The following is a 14100-nucleotide window of genomic DNA, read 5'->3' as shown; positions in this document are numbered from 1 at the left end:
CACCCAATCAATTACAGTTAAATTTACAAATGAGGAAGTGAAATAGCCGTGTCGTCGTCTAGGACTTTTGAAGATAAACAGCCACAGCGTCGGGCTTCATCAGGTTTTGAGTTTTTGAAAGGAGTCGGTCAGGTAACTGGCGGTACTCTCCTCTCAATCACCATGCTGGCAAGTTCCATTGTAGCCGGAGGACTGGTTGGTTTAGCCATCAGTTTCCGTAATTTGCCAGATGTCAGACAGCTACGTAACTTCTTTCCCTCAGAAACTACTTACATTTATGACGTTAAGGGCAAACTCTTAGCGAGTATTCACGGGGAAGCCAATCGGGAAGTCGTACCCCTAGATAGAATTTCCCCGAACTTAAAACGGGCAGTATTGGCAAGTGAGGATAGCCACTTCTACGATCACCACGGTATTAACCCTACTGGTGTTGGCCGGGCTATAGTAGTTAACGCTGTAGCAGGTGGAGTCAAAGAAGGTGGCTCCACTGTTACTATGCAGTTGGTAAAAAACCTGTTTTTGTCTCAAAAGCGGGCCTTTACCCGTAAGTTAGCAGAGGCTGTGCTAGCAATCCGGTTAGAACAAATTCTCACTAAAGACCAAATATTAGAAATGTACCTCAATCAAGTTTATTGGGGTCATAACAATTATGGTGTACAAACGGCAGCCCGCAGTTACTTTAATAAATCATCAGAATATTTAAGCTTGGGTGAGTCAGCAATGATGGCGGGTTTGATCCAAGCACCAGAAGAATTTAGCCCGTTTGTGAGCATGAAGCTGGCAAAACAGAAACAAAAAGAAGTGCTGGGACGGATGCTGGAATTGAACTGGATTAGCCAGTCAGAATACGATAATGCCCTCAAGCAAGAAATCAAACTTGGTAAAATCAAATCCTTTCAAGGTAGTGCCCTACCTTATGTAACCAATACCGTAGCGCAGGAGTTGGCTAAGAAGTTTGGGCGTGAGACACTACTCAAAGGCGGGATGCGGGTGCAAACTACAGTTGACGCCAACTTCCAAATCATGGCTGAGGAAACTGTTACGAAGTGGCATAAAACACTTTTAGAGCAGGGATTATCTAAGAATCAAATGGCCCTGGTAGCAGTCGATCCACGCACGCATTTTATTAAAGCATTGGTGGGTGGTATAGATCCGAAGATCAGTGAATTCAATCGTGCGACTCAATCTCAGCGCCAGCCCGGATCTTCTTTTAAACCGTTTGTATATTATACTGCTTTCGCTAGTGGGAAATATGCACCAGACTCAACGGTGGATGATTCTCCAGTCAGCTATCGAGATGGTAACGGTTGGTACTTTCCCAGAAATTATGATGGTAGTTTTAGGGGAGCAATGCCAATTCGCACAGCTTTAGCCCAATCGCGAAATATTCCTGTGATCAAGGTTGGTAAGGCTGTGGGGATGAATAGAGTCATAGAAACCTGCCGGACTTTAGGAATTACGAGTCCGATGGAACCTGTGACTTCCTTGCCACTTGGTGCAATTGGTGTCACCCCTCTGGAAATGGCTAGTGCATACGCTACTTTTGCTAATTATGGCTGGCAATCTCCACCAACTGTAATTGCCCGTGTCACCGATAGTAGTGGTAATGTGTTGCTGGATAATACCCCGAAACCGCAACTAGTTCTCGATCCTTGGGCATCAGCTGCAATTATCGATGTGATGCGATCGGTAATCACTGAAGGTACAGGTAAAAGTGCTGCGATCGGTCGCCCAGCCGCAGGGAAAACGGGAACAACATCATCAGAAAAAGATATTTGGTTTGTTGGCACTGTGCCACAGTTGACAACTGCTGTTTGGGTAGGGAGAGATGACAATAGACAATTAGCTGACCATGCCACAGGTGGTGTCATGGTTGCTCCCATTTGGAAAGATTTTATGGAGAAGGCACTTAAAAACGTACCTGTAGAAAACTTCAAGCCACCTTCCCAGTTTTCTCGTCCCAAGTCAAATTAAAGTTAGAAGCGATAAGTTATGAGTTATGAGTTGATTGACAACTCCTAACTCCTGTAGAGACGCGATTAATCGCGTCTGTACTTCTAACTTTTGCTAGGGCTGTTTTTCTAGCTCGGCTTTCATCCGTTCTAAAGTGAGGTGCATTTGGTCAAACATTTGTTGCGGAGTAACACCGAACTGACCCTAATTGGGTTTTCAGTTGTTCTACTGTCATTTGTGCCATGAAATCTTCTGATAGCTCGAAGCGCTTCATAAAGATGCGGTACCGATCCATCATGGTTTCCATTTGCTCAATAAACAGCTTTTTGCCATCGCGGTCAAATTTGCCGTAGCTGTTGCCAAGCTTGATCAGCGCTTGATAATCCTCAAACAGCTGTTTTGCTTCTTGCTGAACTATTTCAGAATCGAAGAATCCCATATTGCTTATACTAAACCGAGCGCCCAGACTCAGTAGCTTAATAGTTTTACTTCTATTTATTATTTTAGTCTAGGGGAGTAATCTAGTCACGAAGCTTCGCTTTTGGTACGGTTTGTTACCGAAATTTCAACACTTGACTTGAGAAGGTTTCCCCTTGTTAAATCGACTTAATAAACTCGCAATACTCAGAGCTTTAGCCATTGATTTCGGATTGGTATTTTCACCCGGTTCAATTTTCAGTCTGGTAGCGTATTTCTGAGCTAGTGAATCTTGCGGGTTAAGTTTTAATGCTTGACGGATATAAACCCTGGCCATCCCGATAAATTTCTGTTTTAGATGTACTAAACCTAATAAAGCATAATAGTCGCTGTTATTTGGCTCTAACTTGATGGCATCGCGCAGTTCTTGTACGGCTAGGGCCCAATTGGCTAGCCTGACGTACTCAATCGCTCGCTGGTAGTGACGTTGGGCGTAATTTGTCAAAACTGGTTTGACATTAGTTTCTTGATTAAATGTCAATTCAATTGGCTTGACTTCTACTTCCGGGATGATGCGAACAGCTTTTTGCGGTAGAAACAAGTCAGGTTTATGCAACTGTAAGTAAACTAAATTCAGTATACTAATTTGTTGTGTAACTTGATAAAACTGATGGAGTGATTTGTATTGAGCTTCTGCATAGGAAGCGATCGCTTCTTCGTAAAACAATTCTGCTTGGGGTGCAGACATTTCTATAATTTCCTGAGCTATGGCACTTTGCCTACACAAATCTTGCTGCTGTAATACTCTTGCGTCCGATCGCAGCATGGCTATAGCAATCAAACGCTTGTGTCGATTTTTGAGTTGTTCGTAAGCTGGATTGATTAAATAGCTAAGTATTGCCGTTGCTAATTCTTGTTCTGGATTGCAACTTTTAGCATAGCGATCGGGATGTAGCAGTTTCGCTAAAGTGTGATAGCGTTTAAAAATCTGGCGATCGTCAGCACTCACAGAAATTCCTAGCACAGCGTAAGGATCGCAAAGCTGTTTAAACCATTCTGGTGGTAGGAAAGTCTGTGACATCGTAGTAATCTAGATCCGTTAAAAACTTAAAATTAGCATCAAAGCTCAATGCACAGTCATGTGAAACTTACTCAAATTTCTTCAAATTGGGGATTGGGAAGATTTAGTTAGGGATGAATTGTTTCTGTGCCTTTTGGCTGTCTTATTGTAGAAATTATGGTATTCGTATATTTATTAGAAATATGTTGACTAAGCGCAAAAGCCGAAGTGTTGCCGCTGTTTTAGCTTTTTCTGGCACGCTGACAATTTCAGGATTACATAAATTCTATCTAGGACAGCCGTTGTGGGGTGTTTTATATGTGTTGCTTTCCTGGACGCCGATCCCCAAGGTAGCTAGTGCGATTGAGGGAGTTTGGTATTTAGCCCAAGACGAAGAAGCTTTCGATCGCAATTTTAATCTAGGCAAGTCAGCAGCAAGGAACTCGCAAAAAGCGATTAATCAGGTGGGAGCGATCGCTGACGCAATGCGAGAATTAGATGCTCTGCGCCAGGATGGACTGATTTCAGAGTATGAATTTGAACAAAAGCGCCGCCAATTGCTAGACCAGATTTCTTAAGGTAAGCAACAATCATGAATAACTGGCTACCTTTAAATTCCAGACTGCAAAAACTCCGCGCCAAGCTCCTCAACGATCCCTACTATCGCCTACAATCTGGGGAAGAAATTCAAATAGCGGCCCAATTAGGTATCCGCATTGATGCTAATCAAGCCACTGTAGATGATTGGTTACGCCTACCAGGTTTGTCAATTCACCAAGCGCGATCGCTTGTGGAACTTTCACATTCAGGTGTGAAATTTTACTGTATTGAAGATATCGCTGCGGCTTTGGGTATGCCAGCGCCGCGCTTAGAGCCATTAAAGCCTCTGCTGAATTTTATTTACTATGACCACGAATCTTTAGAAAATCCTACCCATTTAGTCAACCCGAACACAGCAACCGTTGAAAAATTAGCACAAATTCCATTTGTAGATTTATCTTTGGCGGAAGCAGTGGTGCAAAATCGGCAATCAGCCGGTCCCTACCGTAACCTGGCTGATTTCCAGCGACGGCTGGAGTTAACTGGTGATGCGATCGCCCAGATAATGTATTATTTGAGGTTTTAAGTTAAAAGTTAGAAGTCTTAAAATAACTCCTAACTCTGGCAATTTTGGATTGAAAGAAAAATCTCAAATCCAAAACTGATTAAATAAACCCAATGCGATCGAGAGGCCAAAAGCGAAACGTTGCCCGACCGATGACATTTTTTCTGGGTAAAAAGCCCCAATAGCGAGAGTCATTACTATCATTGCGATTATCTCCCATAACAAAAAACTCGTCTTCTGGGACTTTCACTGCTTGATATGGCTGATTTGGAGGTTCAGCGATGTAGTCTTCTGCCAAGGGTTGACCGTTGAGGTAGACTTTGCCAGAAGCAACACTAATTACCTCACCAGGCTGGCCAATAACTCGCTTGATAAACGCTTGGTCTTTGGGATATCCTCGACGTTGTAGTTCTGCGGGTGGCTGAAAAACAATAATATCGCCAGTTATGGGAGGGTGAAAATGGTAGGAGATTTTTTCAACTACCAAGCGATCGCCAGTATGTAAGGTGGGTAACATCGAGTCAGAAGGTATATAGCGCGGTTCGGCGATAAAAGTCCTGATCAGGAATGCCAAACACAGTGCGATCGCAATTAAAATCAGATTTTCTTGCGAACTACGCCATACTTTTAACGACGCACGCTCTTTTTTTGCATCACTTTCGTGAGGAATCATAAAAGTTTCTAGCCAGTTTCAGAAGTGAGACAAATACCTTGATTATTTTGACTCAAAAGTTATATTAATAGGAAAACAGGGTTTAAGGTCAACCTATACAGACATTAAATAATACACTTACCCATTTGCTAAAGATAAGCAAAAGTACTGTAAAGAAACTATGACTTGTCTAAGGTAATATAAGCTAATAGTTAGGATTGCTAAATAGATAATTAAAAATAAAAAATTCTAATTGCTGTAATTATAAAGCAAGTTATGAGACAATTGTAAGTTTTGTTTCTTCCTGCAAAATAAGCTAGTTACAGACTGCTAAAGCGATACAACCAGTAGGTTTTTTCTTTAAACAGAAAATTGGTCGTATAGTTGCAAAATAATCTACCTGATGTTTGATAGTATCTACCTCACTTTACTGAAAAAAGGCAGATAGCGCAGCGTAAGGCCTTCTCTACGAGAGGCTGCGCCAACGGCATGGCTTCGCTGAGAGCGAGTCCGCGTACTCTTACAGAGAAGCAAGCTACGCGCAGCGTCTCGCAGAGAGCGTCGGGCAGTTTTGCTGGAGGTTGAGTTACAAGAAAATACATTTTTTAAGTAAAATTACATAAACTTAACCAAAATTTAAATGTACTTTTAAATGCATAAATATAGTTCAAAACAGCGTTTTTAGTAAAAAATACTACTTTTAAAGATGAAATATAGACTTTATTACTTCAATGGATAAATGCTATTCTATTGTGATTTTAATCACTTGCCTATATTTACGAAATTAATTTCCGTAATTACACGGTGACAGTGCATATTAAACTGTACTATTAATTAAGATATAAACATACTTAATTATCGAAAAAAACATTCACAGACAGAAGGCTACTAGCAATTTGAGCTAAAGTATCAGCATCCGAAAGAGAAATAAGCTGCTGATAGAATTATTTTTCTTGAATAAGTCAAAGGTAACTAGATTGAAACAATAAATGCCCCTTGCCAATGAGAAACTATATTGAATCAATTTTCGTCTGGTCTATTTCATAGAAAGTACAAGGTAACATTCTGTCAGTTAAAAATTTAACTTTTTCTTAAAAAGGAAACAATGGCAACAGGCAGTAAAATATATCTTATCAAGATAGAACTAATAGTTTACCAGACTCTTATTTTAAAGAGACCGCACCCTTTTAAGTAATTTTGTATGTTAATCAAACAATACACTTAAGTTGTAAACTATGCAGTTTTACAGTGAGAAAGTCTGACTAAAAAAACTTCAGTCTGCGAAAAGTGCAAATTGTAGGTATGACAACTAAGTTCATCTTATTTGAAAAGCTATAAAACTTGAAAGGATAATGCTGCCTTAGCGGTGAAGCGAAAAACAACACTAATTCAGAACTCCTATTTAAAAGGATTTTGGGGTGTGGTTAATTATTTGATTGTGTTCCTCTTCTTCTTCGAGCTAGTGGTGAGAATGTGGAAGCGCAAAGCTTACCTTTTATGACTGGGTTGAAATTAAACAGTAGCAAATATTGTATATTCAACGCTGTCCAAATCGAGAGCGTATAGATTTCAGTTAAAGCAATATAGTCTGTCTTATCAATTCTGAATTCTCGTTAGTACCAATTCTAATTTTCATGATTACCAGAAAGCAGCTGGGATCTAAATATCTAATAAAAATGTGCTATAACGTACCGTCATAACTGTGGTGATGGTTCGATCTTTGAAGGAGCGTTGAGGTGGAAAACAATAAGTCGTTTCTGTGGCCAGAAGGAATATTAATTGCGCTACTTGCTTTAGGTGGTGTTTTTAGTCTTGCTTTTATGATGCTTCTAAGGCCAAATGCTTCGGATGCTCAGAGTAGACCCAAGTATAAATATCAAGGATGTATCTGCAAACGTAGGAACTCAGCAACGCATTGAGAAATTAAAGGCGGCGATGCTTACAAGTTGGCAGCAAGAAGCACAAACAAAGGGTCTAGCCTACCCCATACCATCACGTTTTCAAGGGGCAATAATTAATGCTGCAAAACTCACTCAGGGTGAGAAAGTAATTGCTCTTACCTTTGATGATGGTCCTTGGCCTCAGACTACAGAGCAAGTGCTAAATATTCTGAAATCAAATAATATCAAAGGGACGTTTTTTGTAGTTGGGCAGAACCTCAAAAATTATCCAGAGTTAGGAAAGGAGATTGTCGCTCAAGGTCACGTCATTGCCAACCATACTTGGCATCACTGGTATCACTTCTTTAATCAACAAGCAGCTGCTTTTGAAATTGAGCGCACAACAGACTTAATTTATCAAGTTACAGGTGTCAAAACAAATCTGTTCCGACCGCCTGGTGGTATGCTACACAATGGATTAGCTGGTTATGCAAAAGGACAAAAGTATGCTGTGGTGATGTGGTCGGCTGATTCCACAGACTACAAGTTACCAACTGTACCAAAGTTGATCGATAACGTGATTAAAGATTCAAAACCTGGTGGGATTGTGCTGATGCATGATGGTGGTGGTAATCGTTCTAGAACTGTGCAAGCTTTACCAGAAATTATTAGCAACTTTAAGAAGCAAGGCTATCGCTTTGTGACGATTCCAGAACTTTTAGAAATCGAAGATGCTGACCAAAAGTTGCTTGCTACCAAAAAGTAATAATGATTAATTTAGATTATCTAGGAACCAGACGATCTAACATTATCAATGCTTATCATAATATTTTTTGCATCACCTTTTCCTGAGCCACCAAGCACTCTAGAGTTCTTAATAATTCTGGCAATAATATTTGGGCTACCCTTTTTTGGAGGAGCATTTATAGGAATAGCTACTCTACTTATCACAAGGAAAACCAATTTTTTTATTGAAATATTTAGACTATTAATTGCTGCTATTGGAGGATATGAATGTCTAGTAATTGGGTATATTATTCTTAATAAAGATTCATTTAAAAATTCAAATGAAATACTTAAAGTAATTATTAATTTTCCTCTTGATTTTAGATTTTTTATTCCGAGTATGTTGGGGGCAATAGGTGCAAGTATAGCTATATTTATGATGAGAAAAGTATTTCGCTAGCGTTCATAAATTCCTAAACTATAAATGTAACCTTTTTCTGTTTTTTGTTTTAGAAGTATTTGTTTTTAGATTATTCTTGGGGATGTTCGACGGAGTTATTACACGAGTGTTTTAATTAAACGTGAATTCGACAGACCTCACCCACCCAGCCTCCCTCTCCTGCGTTCGCGCAGCGTCTCGTTCGCGTTAGCGTCTCTGAAAGAGAAGAGAAAAGAGGGAGGAGCAACGAAAAATTAGGCTTTTTGCTCCCCTCTCCTGTTGGGAGAGGGGCTGGGGGTGAGGTCAAAATCCTGTGCATCGAACTCACGTTAATTAAAATTATCAAGCATACGCTGCCGTAAATTCTTATTAGGCACAATTCATGAATTGTGCCTACTTCATTTTTTAATTCCGATGTCTAATGACTAGTCACTAAACTGAACTCAGTTGTTTTTTCAGGATTAGCTTCTGGACTATCAGCTTCAGAAGGCGGAACTAACTGCCAGAATTTCGGCAAAAATTCTTGCCAGTTTTGCAGAATTTTCTTCGCCTTTGGTGAACCAGTGCGTTCTGCATGATTTTGGATTAATTCTTGCAGTTGCTTTGCACCTACTTCGGTAATCACCCGCTGTATTTTGACAATTTCCGGGTTGACTAACTCACGAAATGAGTCGTCTTCATCCAAGAAGTATGCGAGTCCACCAGTCATTCCAGCAGCTACGTTTCGTCCTACTTTGCCAAGGACGACAATCACACCACCTGTCATGTATTCACAACAGTGATCTCCAGCACCTTCAATTACTGCTACGCCTTTGGAGTTTCTCACAGCAAAGCGCTCTCCTGCTAGACCGTTGGCAAATAATATGCCGCCAGTAGCACCATAGAGACAGGTATTGCCAACTATCACGTTTTGTGATGCGTTATAGGTAGCATCTGTTGGAGGTTTGATGATGATTTCACCACCATGCATCCCTTTACCTACATAGTCGTTTGCTTCTCCTTCCAAGTTCAGAATTATGCCTGGGAGGTTGAAAGCACCAAAGCTTTGTCCAACACTACCTGTAAAGTTGAGATTAATTTGTCCTTCGAAGCCACTATCACCGTATTGAGAAGCGATCGCACCCGCTAATCTTGTGCCCACTGTTCTGTCAGTATTGATAATTGGGTAAGTCTTGGTGACAGTAGACTGATCCCTAATAGCAGCTTGAATGTCAGGATCGGCAAGGAACTTGTCATCCAAAACTACGCCGTTGCTGTGAACTTCTTCATGTACCAACCAACTGCGATTGTCTTTGCTATTTGGTAGCTGAAGTAAACAGTCGAGATTCAACGATCGCGTTTTGGTGAGATTTACTTCTTCGCGCAGTTTTAATAAATCTGCACGTCCAACGATTTCTGACAAAGAACGATAGCCAAGTCGGGCTAACAAACTGCGTACTTCTTCCGCAATGAAGTAAAAGAAGTTGACAACTTGTTCCGGCATTCCCGTAAACCGCTTGCGGAGTTCTTCTTTTTGAGTAGCAACACCCACAGGACAGGTATTCATGTGGCAAACTCTCGCCATAACACAGCCTTCAGCAATCATGGCAATGGAACCGAAACCGAATTCTTCACCGCCCATTAATGCACCCATTACCACATCCCAACCACTCTTGAGTCCGCCATCTACGCGTAAAATCACGCGATCGCGCAGGCCATTTTCCATCAAGACGCGATGCACTTCACTTAAACCCAGTTCCCAAGGGGAACCAGCATGTTTAATCGAACTGAGTGGCGATGCACCTGTACCACCATCATGTCCAGAAATCTGAATAATATCAGCGTTTGCTTTGGCTACACCAGCTGCGATCGTGCCAATGCCAACTTCTGCAACTAGCTTCACCGACACCTTTGCTTTGGGGTTAATTTGGTGCAGGTCAAAAATCAGTTGTGCTAGGGTCTTCAATGGAATAGATATCGTGGTGTGGTGGTGGCGAAATCAGCGTAACACCTGGTTTGGAGCGCCTTAACATTGCAATGTATTGGCTCACCTTGGGCCCTGGGAGTTGTCCACCTTCACCAGGCTTGGCACCTTGGGCAATTTTGATTTCAATTTGTTTGGCGTTGACTAAGTACTCTGGGGTGACACCAAAGCGTCCCGATGCAACTTGCTTAATGGCACTATAAGCTCGATCGCCATTCCGTAAACCTTTTAAATGAGGTAGGGTTGGCGAGTAACCAGATTCGTCTACATCATCTAAAACTGTGTAGCGCACTGGATCTTCGCCACCTTCTCCAGAATTGGATTTACCGCCAATGCGGTTCATAGCGATCGCTAAAGTTTCATGAGCTTCTCTTGACAAAGCGCCTAAAGACATCCCACCTGTGCAGAAGCGTTTGACTATTTCATATACTGATTCCACTTCTTCTAGAGGAACCGACGGGCGATCGCCTTGAAAGTCTAGTAAATCTCGCAAGGCTGTTACTGGTCTGCCTTGGAGGTGCTTTTTATAAACTTCGTAGTGGTCATAGTTTTTGTCATCTAGAGCCTTATGCAGCGCCTTAACCATTTCGGGGCTATTCATGTGGTACTCGCCGCCAGGACGGTACTGCACAAAGCCCAGGTTTTGTAACTTACTAGCCGTCAGTTCTGGGAAAGCTTTGCAGTGGAAGGAAAGCACTTCATCAGCAAGTTCGGTAACACTCAAACCACCGATGCGGGAAGTCGTCCCACGGAATCCCAGTTCAATTAAATCTCCACCAATGCCAATAGCTTCAAAGATTTGGGCTGCTTGATAGCTGGAGAGCAGAGAAATTCCCATCTTGGAGAGAATTTTTAACAAACCTGATTCTACTGCTTTGCGATAGTTTCCTAAAGCTTGTTCTAGGGTGAGGGTGGGAATTTTTTGCACACCCATTAACTTTTGAGTTTTGGGATCAGACCACCAATCACGCACCGTATCTAAAGCCATGTACGGGCAAACTGCACCAGCACCATAACCAATCAGACAAGCAAAGTGATGGGTACTCCAGCATTGAGCAGTATTCACAATCAGGGATGTTTTCATTCGCAACCCCTCACGAATCAGATGGTGATGCACCGCACCTACTGCTAATAGGGGAGGAATGTAGGTATATTCTGTGTTGAGACTGTCATTAGCTTGATCGCTTAATATTAAAATCTTTGCACCTGCCCGGACTGACTCAGCTGCTTGTGCTTGTAAAGATTGCACAGCAGCTTTCAATCCTTCAGGGCCAGTGGCGATCGCAAATAGGGTTGACAACTCAGCCGTGGCAAATCCTGACAGCTTAATTGCCTCTAATTCACTATCAGTTAAAACTGGCGATTCGAGTTTTAATCTCCGAGCATATTCTGGCTTAGGTTCTAATAAGTTACCCCGTTCACCCAGTTCAACTTTTAGAGACATCACTAGCTTTTCTCGCAGGGGATCGATCGCTGGGTTCGTCACCTGAGCAAAGCGCTGTTTGAAATAGTCATAAAGCAGGTGGGGCTTTTGCGACAGCACCGCTAAGGGAATATCATCACCCATGCAGAAAGTCGGTTCTGAACCTGCGATCGCCATTGGATGAATCACCATATCTACATCTTCTGTGGTGTAGCCAAAGGCAGTTTGACGCTGAAGTAAGGTTTGCTTGTCAATTGTCACTTGTGCTTGGTCATTTGTCATTTGTCCATTGCCATTTGCTGGTGACGGATGACTAATGACTAATGACTTTAATTCTTGACGATGCTGTTGTAGCCATTCTCCATAAGGATGCTGCTTGGCGATGCGCCTCTTTATATCCCAATTCTTCAGCACTTCATGATTTTCTAAATCCACAGCAATCATTTGCCCTGGGCCAAGTCTACCTTTCTCGACAATATCGGCTTCTGGGAAATCCACCACACCAGCTTCCGAAGCTACAACAATGTAATCATCTTTGGTGATCGCGTAACGAGCTGGTCTTAAACCATTACGATCTAGTGTTGCACCAACTTTTTTGCCATCGCTGAATACTAAAAGTGCTGGCCCGTCCCAAGCTTCTTGCAAACCACTGTAATATTCGTAGAAATCAACAATTTCTGGAGATTGACGTAAAGAAGGCTGATTTTGGTAAGCTTCTGGAACCATAATCATTAAAGCTTCCAAGGGGCTGCGTCCAGAGCAAACCAGCAATTCCACTACGTTGTCTAGGGTAGCTGAGTCGCTATTATCAATGTGAACTAATGGCTTGAGTTCCTCGATGCGATCGCCCCATACAGGATGATTCAGGCTAGCCTCTCGTGCCATCATCCAGTTGATGTTACCCAATAAGGTATTGATTTCGCCGTTATGACCCAAAAGCCGCATCGGTTGGGCTAGGGGCCACTTGGGCATGGTATTGGTACTAAAGCGGCGGTGATAAACAGCAAAGGCGCTTTTATAAGCTGGATTTTTTAAATCGTCATAAAAACTGCCCAAGACAGCGGAACGCACCATGCCTTTATAGACAATTGTGCGACTTGACAACGAACAAATATAAAATTCTTCTGAGATGTTAGTTGCAGCTTTACTAATTCGGCGGCGGGTAATGTACAACTGCCGTTCTAATTCATCACCGCTTTTATCAACGGAAGCTAAAAAAACTTGTTCAATCTGGGGCTGATTTTCTCTTGCTTGTACCCCCAGCAAATCAGATTGCACTGGTACTACTCGCCAACCCAATACAATTAATTTCTCTTCAGCAGCTACTTGCTCAACAGTCGCCCTAGCTTTTTGTGCAACTTGCTGGTCTTGTGGTAGAAATATCATCCCCACAGCTATGCGATCGCTAGATGGAAATTCCTTCCCCCTTTGGGCAAAGTCTTGTTGGAACAACTCCCAAGGGATAGCTGTCAATACTCCAGCACCATCACCAGAGTCGCGATCGGCGCTACAACCTCCCCGATGTTCTAAGCAGGTTAAAGCAGCTAAGGCTTTTTCGACAATTTCGTGGCTGGTATGATTTTGGCGATGAGCAATAAAACCGACACCACAGGCATCTCGTTCCTCTACTAACCACTTTTGCCCCTGATAGGTATCTCTTGAGTTGATATCCGCTGTGATTTTCTGTCCTTGATTCATCGGTTTATTATTCATACCCTGTTCCTGAAGTATTGAGTTACCAATTTTGCCACTACATTGTGGGAAAAAATTTCTAAATTCAGCGATGGAAAATATATAAGCACCGAAATTTAGGGAAAAAAAATTTTAACTTCGGTTTTACTTTCTCAGTTTTCCCGTGTTAAAATAATTGCGTGTTTTTTATGTGTTTATGCGGTGTTAGACAATTTACCTCCGCCAAGACATTATTTTTGCCCTGACAGTTTCTTTTTTATATTTTGAAGTTAAGTATTTTTTCAATCTCTTTTTTCCAGATGCACACTAGCTACTCATGGAGCCTATTTCGGCTCACCTGAAACAAAACTAAAACTGAACGCTGCACTATTTTTTCAAGCCAAAGCCCAGATAATTTGTAATCGATCGCGACAATCAAGAACTCACTCTAAGCAGTCGCGTTGCGTTTATTAAAGAAGCTATGCTAAAGGCTTTACGCTACGCTACCTTAATTCGTGGTTGCAATCAGTGAGGGGTTCTACCCTCCATTGTCTTGTTAACCATTGAATTAAAAATTGAGTCTGAGCTGGTGTACCCTTTTAATTACGAATTAGTAATTATTTGGTTATCCCGATCCAGCAATAAAATCAGCGTATTACAATATATACCCATTTGACAATTCCCAAATATTTTTGTTGTCTAGAATTTTGCCGCTTACCAGTTGCTGTATGTATTACTATTAACTAGACATTACTGAAGTAATAACAGTAGCAACGTTCATCTTGGATTAAATATCTTAATCCAATTTGGA

The 14100-nt window shown here is 41.7% G+C and carries 7 protein-coding genes and 3 pseudogenes; 5 read left to right on the top strand and 5 right to left on the bottom strand.

Annotated elements, in window-relative coordinates; translation table 11 throughout:
• The first annotated feature begins 48 nt into the window (after positions 1-48).
• The gene (locus NSTCB13_RS17540; RefSeq protein ID WP_445631479.1) at positions 49-1974 is read left to right on the top strand and encodes a transglycosylase domain-containing protein; all 1926 of its coding nucleotides are present in this window, start codon (positions 49-51) and stop codon (positions 1972-1974) included.
• 93 nt (positions 1975-2067) lie between these two features.
• On the opposite strand, the pseudogene NSTCB13_RS17535 reads toward NSTCB13_RS17540, so the two are convergent.
• Both NSTCB13_RS17535 and NSTCB13_RS17530 read right to left on the bottom strand, forming a co-directional pair.
• Positions 2068-2392, bottom strand: a pseudogene (locus NSTCB13_RS17535) (DUF1825 family protein).
• 126 nt (positions 2393-2518) lie between these two features.
• The gene (locus NSTCB13_RS17530; RefSeq protein ID WP_448273300.1) at positions 2519-3451 is read right to left on the bottom strand and encodes a DnaJ domain-containing protein; all 933 of its coding nucleotides are present in this window, start codon (positions 3449-3451) and stop codon (positions 2519-2521) included.
• A 182-nt stretch (positions 3452-3633) separates the two neighbouring features.
• Between NSTCB13_RS17530 and NSTCB13_RS17525 the strand changes: the two genes are divergently transcribed.
• Together NSTCB13_RS17525 and NSTCB13_RS17520 are read left to right on the top strand one after the other, a co-directional pair.
• A complete protein-coding gene (locus NSTCB13_RS17525) occupies positions 3634-4008 on the top strand; it encodes an NINE protein (protein ID WP_194042368.1) in 375 nt (124 codons plus the stop codon).
• Positions 4009-4022: 14 nt separating this feature from the next.
• Positions 4023-4556, top strand: a complete 534-nt coding sequence (locus tag NSTCB13_RS17520; RefSeq protein ID WP_448273298.1) for a helix-hairpin-helix domain-containing protein — start codon at positions 4023-4025, stop codon at positions 4554-4556.
• Between the two features lie 79 nt (positions 4557-4635).
• Here NSTCB13_RS17520 and lepB read toward each other — a convergent pair whose 3' ends face one another.
• Positions 4636-5208 carry a signal peptidase I gene (gene lepB / locus NSTCB13_RS17515; RefSeq protein ID WP_445631482.1) on the bottom strand — a complete coding sequence of 191 codons (573 nt, stop codon included), beginning with the start codon at positions 5206-5208 and terminating at the stop codon, positions 4636-4638.
• 1715 nt (positions 5209-6923) lie between these two features.
• On the opposite strand from lepB, the pseudogene NSTCB13_RS17510 reads away from it, so the two are divergent.
• A pseudogene (locus NSTCB13_RS17510) lies at positions 6924-7833 on the top strand (polysaccharide deacetylase family protein).
• A gap of 48 nt (positions 7834-7881) precedes the next feature.
• Positions 7882-8253 carry a hypothetical protein gene (locus NSTCB13_RS17505; protein WP_445631484.1) on the top strand — a complete coding sequence of 124 codons (372 nt, stop codon included), beginning with the start codon at positions 7882-7884 and terminating at the stop codon, positions 8251-8253.
• Between the two features lie 397 nt (positions 8254-8650).
• Here NSTCB13_RS17505 and NSTCB13_RS17500 read toward each other — a convergent pair whose 3' ends face one another.
• Both NSTCB13_RS17500 and NSTCB13_RS17495 read right to left on the bottom strand, forming a co-directional pair.
• Entirely contained in the window at positions 8651-9715 is a 1065-nt protein-coding gene (locus NSTCB13_RS17500; RefSeq protein ID WP_448274175.1) for a GltB/FmdC/FwdC-like GXGXG domain-containing protein, read from the bottom strand.
• Positions 9701-13316: pseudogene (locus NSTCB13_RS17495) on the bottom strand (glutamate synthase-related protein); the annotation flags it as partial. The gene NSTCB13_RS17500 and the pseudogene NSTCB13_RS17495, both read right to left, overlap by 15 nt.
• Between the last annotated feature and the right edge of the window lie 784 nt (positions 13317-14100).

Source organism: Nostoc sp. DSM 114160, from assembly GCF_053470305.1.
Note: the sequence above shows the minus strand (reverse complement) of the source record. Positions and strands in the feature narration are given on the sequence as shown.

Coding starts and splice junctions, on each gene's coding strand:
- NSTCB13_RS17500 (WP_448274175.1), bottom strand. CDS start 9,715: ATGCCGGAACAAGTTGTCAACTTCTTTTACTTCATTGCGGAAGAAGTA.
- lepB (WP_445631482.1), bottom strand. CDS start 5,208: ATGATTCCTCACGAAAGTGATGCAAAAAAAGAGCGTGCGTCGTTAAAA.
- NSTCB13_RS17505 (WP_445631484.1), top strand. CDS start 7,882: ATGCTTATCATAATATTTTTTGCATCACCTTTTCCTGAGCCACCAAGC.
- NSTCB13_RS17520 (WP_448273298.1), top strand. CDS start 4,023: ATGAATAACTGGCTACCTTTAAATTCCAGACTGCAAAAACTCCGCGCC.
- NSTCB13_RS17530 (WP_448273300.1), bottom strand. CDS start 3,451: ATGTCACAGACTTTCCTACCACCAGAATGGTTTAAACAGCTTTGCGAT.
- NSTCB13_RS17525 (WP_194042368.1), top strand. CDS start 3,634: ATGTTGACTAAGCGCAAAAGCCGAAGTGTTGCCGCTGTTTTAGCTTTT.